Origin of the sequence: Streptomyces sp. NPDC059456, from assembly GCF_042750055.1 — a bacterium.
GTDB lineage: Bacteria > Actinomycetota > Actinomycetes > Streptomycetales > Streptomycetaceae > Streptomyces.
In genome coordinates this window covers 6244-13538 of sequence record NZ_JBHYVA010000168.1, presented here as the reverse complement: position 1 = coordinate 13538, position 7295 = coordinate 6244, and the positions used below count along the sequence as shown (strand labels likewise).

The 7295-nt window shown below is 73.0% G+C and carries 6 protein-coding genes; 5 read left to right on the top strand and 1 reads right to left on the bottom strand.

The window, feature by feature from the left end:
• Positions 1-123: 123 nt before the first annotated feature.
• Complete coding sequence (locus ACFXA3_RS17125; protein ID WP_385187543.1) at positions 124-1002, top strand: RNA polymerase sigma factor; 879 nt, start codon at positions 124-126, stop codon at positions 1000-1002.
• 116 nt (positions 1003-1118) lie between these two features.
• Here ACFXA3_RS17125 and ACFXA3_RS17120 read toward each other — a convergent pair whose 3' ends face one another.
• Positions 1119-2387 carry a PucR family transcriptional regulator gene (locus ACFXA3_RS17120; protein WP_385187541.1) on the bottom strand — a complete coding sequence of 423 codons (1269 nt, stop codon included), beginning with the start codon at positions 2385-2387 and terminating at the stop codon, positions 1119-1121.
• 467 nt (positions 2388-2854) lie between these two features.
• Between ACFXA3_RS17120 and ACFXA3_RS17115 the strand changes: the two genes are divergently transcribed.
• From ACFXA3_RS17115 to ACFXA3_RS17100, 4 genes are all read left to right on the top strand, one after another.
• On the top strand, positions 2855-4006 hold the full coding sequence (locus ACFXA3_RS17115) for a hypothetical protein (protein ID WP_385187540.1): 1152 nt from the start codon (positions 2855-2857) through the stop codon (positions 4004-4006).
• A complete protein-coding gene (locus tag ACFXA3_RS17110; RefSeq protein WP_385187538.1) occupies positions 4003-5451 on the top strand; it encodes an NADH-ubiquinone oxidoreductase-F iron-sulfur binding region domain-containing protein in 1449 nt (482 codons plus the stop codon). The genes ACFXA3_RS17115 and ACFXA3_RS17110 overlap by 4 nt, the downstream gene beginning before the upstream one ends.
• 138 nt (positions 5452-5589) lie before the next feature.
• On the top strand, positions 5590-6618 hold the full coding sequence (locus ACFXA3_RS17105) for an SCO0930 family lipoprotein (protein ID WP_385187536.1): 1029 nt from the start codon (positions 5590-5592) through the stop codon (positions 6616-6618).
• Between the two features lie 64 nt (positions 6619-6682).
• A complete protein-coding gene (locus tag ACFXA3_RS17100; RefSeq protein ID WP_385187535.1) occupies positions 6683-7231 on the top strand; it encodes a hypothetical protein in 549 nt (182 codons plus the stop codon).
• Positions 7232-7295 lie beyond the last annotated feature (64 nt).

Sequence of the window (7295 nt, the reverse complement as noted above, 5' to 3'; positions counted from 1 at the left end):
CCCCGCCGCCGCCCGCGGGGGGGGGTGCGTGCCCTCACCCTATGCGCCCCCCCACCCGCGTTCGCGCATGTACCACCAGTCCCAAGGGGCCCGCGGGGCCCTGAGACCCACACGAGGAGTGCCATGTCCGGCTCTCGTCACACCACACCCGGCCCGCGCCGCGGGCCGGATCCCGACGCGGATCCCGAACCCGAACCCGAACCCGAACCGGAGCCCGATCCCGATCCCGGTCCCGGACCCGGTCCTTCGGACGGGTACCTGATCCGGCGGCTCAGGGCGGCCTACGCGGCCGGCGGCGGCGATCCGGCCGTCTGCGAATTCCTCTACCGGCGGCACCGTGCCGCCGCTTTTGCATGTGCGCGCCGTTGCTGCCGGGGCCCGCACGACGCCGAGGACCTCGTCTCGGAGGCGTTCATCCGCACCCTCCAGGCGGTCCGCTCCGGCGCCGGGCCCCGGGAGGAGTGGCGCCCGTACCTCCTGTCGGTGGTCCGCCACACGGCGGTCGAGTGGCGGGCCGGCGCCCGCCGGACCGTTCTGACGCCCGACGTCGAAGCCTGGTGCCGGCCCGGTCCCGACGGGGACGATCCGCAGCGCCGGCTGCTGGCCGGCGAGGACCGCCGGCTCATCGCCCGCTCCTTCCAGGGCCTGCCCGAACGCTGGAAGGCCGTCCTGTGGCACACCCTGGTCGAGGACGACTGCCCCCACTCCATCCCGCTGCTGCTCGGGATCACCCCGAGCGCCGTGACCTCGCTGGCCTTCCGGGCCCGCGAGGGGCTGCGCGAGGCGTACCTGCGCGCCCACCTGGACGCGGCCGCCGACGACGGGTGCCGCCACTACGGCAGCGTGCTCGGCGCGGCGGTCCGCCGCCGCGGGGCTCCCCGAGGCCGCGGTCTCGCCCGCCATCTGGCGGGGTGCCGCTCCTGTTCCCGCGCGTACGCCGAACTGCTGGACCTCAATGCCGCGTTGCGGGCCGGAGCGTCCGCGGTCCCGGCCGGCCGGTAGCAGGGGGCGGCCCCGGTCCCCCCGCTCCGACTGGGCGGGGAGGGGACCGGGGCCGCTTCCGTATGTATGGGGGAGGGGTAGGGGGCCAGGGGGGCCGGGGCCTGTGGGGCCGGGGGTTACAGGCCGTTCACGCGGGCCATGCGGCCCACGCCGAGCGGCCGGAAGTCGTTGGCGGCGGCGCGCACCTTGCGGGTCACCCGCGCGTTCTGGCGGCGGACCTGGGCCATCAGGCGGCGGCTGCGCAGGGCCATTTCGAGCTCGAAGCGGGTACGGGGGTCCCGCAGTCCGGGGCCGAAGAGCTTCTCCAGCTGCCGCATGCGGTAGCGCACGGTCTGGGGGTGCACGCTCAGCGCCTTTGCGGCCTCGGGTGCGCCCCCGCCTTCGAGCCAGGCCAGAAGGGTCACTTCGAGCCTTTCGCTCTGGCGCGGTGTCAGGTTGGCCAGGGGCCGCAGCCAGCGTGCGGCCAGTGCGTGAGCCAGGGGCTCGTCCTGGAGCAGCATGAGGGTCGACAGGTGGTCGTCGACGAAGAGGGCCCGTGCCTCCAGTCCGGGGCGGTTGGGGGTCAGGGACAGCAGCCGCAGGGCCCACCGCAGGGAGGATGCGGTGTCGCGGGGGGCGACGGGGTGGCCCACGGCGGCGAACCGTCCGCGGAGCAGCGCTTCGAGGGAGGTGCGGGTCTCCGGGTCGGGGTTGGGGACCAGCAGGCAGGGCTGGCCGCCGACCATGCCGGCGAGTCCGTCGTCCAGGGCGGCCGCGAGCTGCTGGGTCTCGCCCGGCGTGGCCAGGGCGATGGCGCGTATCTCGGCCGGGAGGGGCCAGCCGGCCGCCGCGGCGAGTTCGGAGAGGGCGATTTCAGCCATGGGCATGTCACTCGTAAGCGCGGAGAACAGCTCGCGCCGGGCCCGCTCGGAGCGTGTCCCGAGTCCCTCCCGGGGGACCACCGTCAGAGCGGCCAGCTGCCTGCGGCGGGGGTCCCGGAGCCGGGGCGGCGGGCCCCGGTGCTCTTCCTCCTCTTCTTCCGTCTCGGCCGCGTAGGCGTGGTCCTCCTCCTCGGCCGCGTAGTCGTCCTCGTCCTCGTCCCCTTCTTCCTCCGGGCGGTCCTGCTCGTCCCGGAGGGGGGCGGGGTCGGATCCGGATTGCGGGTCCGCGGCCCTGGCCTGCGTCTGCGGCGCGGGCTCGCGGTACCCGAGGGCGGTCAGCAGGGCCACTTCGAGCCTCTGTCTGACGACCTCCTCGTCAAGGTCGTCGACCAGGGCGGAGAACCCGGGGAGCTCCTCCCTCAGCTCCTCCACCATTCCCGCGCTCAGCGCAGGCAGTTCCCTTCGCAGGACCCGGGTCCATTCGCCTCGGGGACGGGCCCAGATGCGGTTCAGAAGTTCGCACATTGTTACCTCGTTCATGCCGGGGTACGGCCTGCCCCGTGGGAGGGTGACAAGCCTGTCGAGGCAGTCCTCCTCCCCCCTCTGCGCCTGTGCGGACGGGGGAGTCGAGCACCTCGTACACCCTCCAGGAGAGTGCCATCCACTTGCAGTCCCGCGACTTTGCCTCAACTTTGCCGTCGGGGAGGTGTGGTGGCGGACAAAGCGTCTCGGGGGTGCCACCGCACCGGTTGGAAGGGAATCTTCCGCGGACCTCCGGTGTGACGATGCCACGCGCACGAGAACTTGTCACGATTAGATAAATACTGTGGAGGCCTTGCGAACCTCCACGATGCTTCTGCACTCCGGCCCCCGCTCCCGGTCGGTGAGATCAGAGACCTCATCTCCCGCCCACCGCGGAGCAGTTCCGTCGACTACCCCGGGCGCCGAGTGCGCGGTGGAGTGCCTCGGGCCTGGGCGTATGGGAGAACTAAATGCCCCTGTACCAAGCCCGTACGCCCCGCTCACACCGGGCCAACAGCACAAGACGCCATGCCGGCGTCGCCACTGCCGCGGCAGCCGGCCGGCGGGCGGTCCGCAGGCCGCCCCTGCTGGCCCCCGCGGGAGGCGTACGTCCCGCCACGCTCGTCGTGGCCGCCTTCACCGCCCTGCTCTTCCTGGCCGTGGCGGCCTGGGTGGGCGCCTTCAGCCATTTTGCGGAGTTCCTCGACTTCGGGGCGGGCGTCCTCTCGCTCGTCTGCCTCACCTCTGCCGTCCTGTGGGGCCTCGCGGCCACGGACCGCAAGGTGCTGACCTCCGGGTACCGGCTCGTCGCCCAGGGCGCGCACCGCGGCCTCGCCGTCGCGGGGCTGGGCTTCCTCGCCCTGCACATATGGATCAAGGTCACGGAGGCGCACACCAGCGCCTCCGCCGCGCTCCTGCCGTTCACCGACCGGGACAAGCCGGTCCTCGTCGGCCTGGGCACGATCGCCGGATACCTCTTCGTCTCCGTCGCGGTCTCCGGTGCGGTCCGCAGCGCCTTCGCCACCAAGGGGCGCTCCCTGTGGTGGCGGGCCCTGCACGTGGGTGCCTACCCCGCGTGGGGTGCGTCCCTGGTGCACGGGCTGAAGGCCGGCCGGGCCGCCAACGACTGGGTGACGGTGTCGTACGCGCTCTGCCTGATCGGGGTCGCCGGCCTGCTGGCCGTCCGCCTCCGGGCCAGGCTCCTGGCGGCGCCCGCCCGTCCGGTGGCCCCCCAGTCGTCCACCCCCCAGACGAAGCCCCGCCCCAAGGAGGCGCCCCAGCGGTTCCTGCGGCAGCCCGCCGAGTGGGCCGCCGAACGGCTGACGACGCGTCTGGCGCGCCAGACGGGCCGCCGCCCGGCCGGACAGCAGCCCGAGCAGCCCGCCGCACCCGCGGGGGCCGGCTTCGTTCCGTCGCCCCGGCAGGCACTGGACCCCACGACCGAGGTCCTCCCGCAGTACGGTGCGCCGTCGTACGCGCCGTCGTACGGCGCCGACACGTACGGAGCCGATGCGTACGGCACCGGCTCGTACGAGACGGTGGTCGTTCCCAGTGGCCTCGGGGCCGGACCCGGCACGGACCGGTTCGGTGGCTCGTACGACGGGATGCGGGGACGTCAGTGACCTCGATCGTCGATCCCGCCCTCGGGTGCGTCGGACAGCCCAGGCTGCTGGCCGGACTCGACGTGCTGCCGCGGCTCGACCGTGCCAACCACCTGGTGGTGCACGGTCCGCTGCCGCAGTACAACCAGGACGAACTCGTGGAGCTCGCCGAGGGCATCGACCTGAAGGGCCGCGGGGGAGCGGGTTTCCCGTTCGCCCGCAAGCTCAAGGCGGTGATCCGCTCCGCCCGGACCAAGGAGGGGCGGAGCGCGGTCGTCGTGAACGGCACCGAGGGTGAACCGAGCTGCCTCAAGGACGCCGCCGTACTGCTGCACGCCCCGCACCTGGTGCTCGACGGCGCTCTGCTGGCGGCCGACGCGATCGGCGCCGAAGAGATCGCCATCGGCGTGACCAGGGACGACGTGGAGCAGTCCTTGCGGGCCGCCGTCGCCGAGCGCGGCGCGGCCGGCAGCCGCGTGCGCGTCGGCAGGCTCCCCGAACGCTTCGTCAGCGGAGAGGGAACCTCCCTCGTGAACGGCCTCAACGGGGGGGCCGCCGTTCCGAACGGACAGAAGGTCCGGACCAGTGAACGGGGACTGAGCGGGCTGCCGACCCTGCTGTCCAACACCGAGACGTACGCCCAGCTCGCCGTCGCGGCCCGGCTCGGCGCTGCGGGATTCCGCTCGGTCGGCCTGGAGAGCGAGCCGGGCACCGTCATGCTGACGATCAGCGGTTCGACGGTCGTGGAGGCGCCGCTCGGGACGTCCCTGGCGTACGTCCTGGAACTGTGCGGCTCGTCCCCCGGCCAGGGCGTCCTGGTCGGCGGGTACCACGGCAAATGGCTGACGCCGGCGGCGGCGCGGACGGCGCTGCTCTCCCGGGAATCCCTGACCGCCTACAAGGCCACGCTGGGGGCGGGCGCGATCCTGCCGCTGCCCGAGGACACCTGCCCGGCGGGCGAAGTGGCCCGCGTGATGCGCTGGATGGCGGACGAGACCGCCGGCCAGTGCGGCCCCTGCGTCAGGGGACTGCCCTCGCTCGCCGACGCCGTGGACGCCCTGGTGGCCGGAGGAGGCCGGCCCGCCCTGGAGGCGGTCGAGGCGCGGATGCGGGGCGTGCTGCGCCGCGGTGCGTGCAGTCATCCCGACGGCACCTCGGCGTTCATGGCCTCCGCGCTCGCCGTCTTCCCCGAGGAGATGCGCGACCACGCCCTCGGCAGCGGCTGCGGCCGCCGTGTGCTCGGGGCGCTGCCCCTGCCCGAGGACGAGAACCCCGAGAAGCTCGTCGTGGACTGGACGCTGTGCAAGGGCCACGGGCTCTGCGTGGACGTACTGCCCGACGTGGTGCGGCTGGACCGGGACGGCTACCCGGCCGAGGCCGTCATGTCGGTCCCCGGGAGGCTGCGGCCGAAGGCGCTCCGCGCGGTGCGGCGCTGCCCCGCGCTCGCGCTGCGCATCCAGGAATGAGCCCGCGGTAAGCGGCTGCCGGCAACGGAGTTCAACCGTTAGCGTGATCTGACAAATTCCCGCTCATTCGAATTCGGTGAACCTGCCAGGCCTTATGAATAAGGCAGTAGACCAACCCCCCGGGTTCAACCCGAAGGAGTGATCGTGAACAAGAAGCGTGGTATTGCAACTGTTGGATCGGTGACTGCGGTTCTGTTGCTGGCAGTCGGATGCGGAAGCAGCGAAAATGGCGCGCGCAACGCGAATTCCGTACAGCCGGCAGGTGCCGGAAAGGCCCTCGGGGGCGCATACGACACGGGCTACGGGGCGGGCGGCTACGGGGCGGGCGGTGCGGCCCCCGCCGCCGGCTCCGGATCGGGCTCCGACGTCGGCTCGGGCTCCGACAAGGGCGGCCCGGCGGGCCAGCTGGCCGTACGCGACATCGCGAGCGTCGGCAGCGTGGTCACCGACAGCGCCGGAATGGCCCTCTACCGCTTCGACAAGGACACGCCCCAGCCGCCCAAGTCCAACTGTGAAGGGGATTGCGCCGTGACCTGGCCGGCGGTCCCGGCGGACGACGCGTCGGCCGCCGCCGGCATAGACGCCTCCCTCCTCGGCTCGGTGGCGCGGGCGGACGGCAGCAAGCAGCTGACCCTCGCCGGCTGGCCGGTGTACCGCTACGCCAAGGACACCAAGGCCGGCGAGGCGAAGGGCGAGGGCGTCGGCGGCACCTGGCACGCACTGGCGCCGGACGGCAAGAAGGCCGTCGACAAGAAGCAGAAGGCGGACGGAAACGGAGGGATGGCGGGCATGGAAATGAAGTCGGGAGCGGAACTTTCCGTGGCCGACAACGAAAAGCTCGGAAAGATCCTCGTGGACGGTCAGTGGCGTACGCTCTACCGATTCGACAAGGACAGTGCGTGGCCGATGAAGTTCGGCTGCCTCGGGGCCTGCCTGGACACCTGGAAGCCCGCTCCCGCCGTGGACAAGTCGAAGGCCGAGGGAATTTCTGGCAAGCTGGTCGGATCGGTCAAGCGGCCCGACGGCAGCGAGCAGTTGACGATCGACTGCTGGCCGGTCTACACGTTCACCGGGGACACCGAGCCCGGCCAGGCGAACGGTCACAACAAGCAGGGGCTCTGGTTCGCGGTCACCGCCGAGGGCAAGAAGGTCCCGCCGACGGTGTGACGCGTGCCGTATCCCGGTGACACCGGTGACGATCCCGCCCCCGACCCCCTGTGAGGCAGCCAGCATGCCCCCTTCACCCCGTATCGCCGCCGCCGCTGCCGCCGTGCTGCTCGCGACGCTGCTGTGCGGCGGCTGCTCCGCCCGGGCGTCGGCCGGTCCGCAGGCATCCGACCCGAGCCCGTCCGCACCCCCCGCGTCCGGGGCCCGCCCCGCCCCGCTCCAGCAGATCGGCGACGCCCTCGGCTGTACGCCCGAGATCACGGTCGACGCGGAGGAACTCCGGGAGGGGGCGTGCGGGACGGGGCCGCAGGCCTTCCGGATGGCCACCTTCACCAGCGAGCAGGGCCGTCAGGCCTGGCTGACGGAGGCCCAGAACTACGGCGGTACGTACCTGGTGGGGCCCACCTGGGTCGTCACCGGGGCATCCGCCGAGGCGCTGGCCCCGGCCCACACCCGCCTCGGCGGGACCATCGAGAGCGCCCCCGGCCACGGTTCCTCCCACGACGCCCCGCACGACCCCGGGCAGACCCCCGCGCAAGACCCCACGCACGACGCCTCCCACGGCTCCTCCCACGCCGGCGGGCACGACTCCCCGAGTCCCGCCGCATCCTGAGGAGGCGTCCGGCCCGGCCCCGCGAACAAATGCGGTGCCGGGCTTTGGGGGCGTCTGCGGGCTG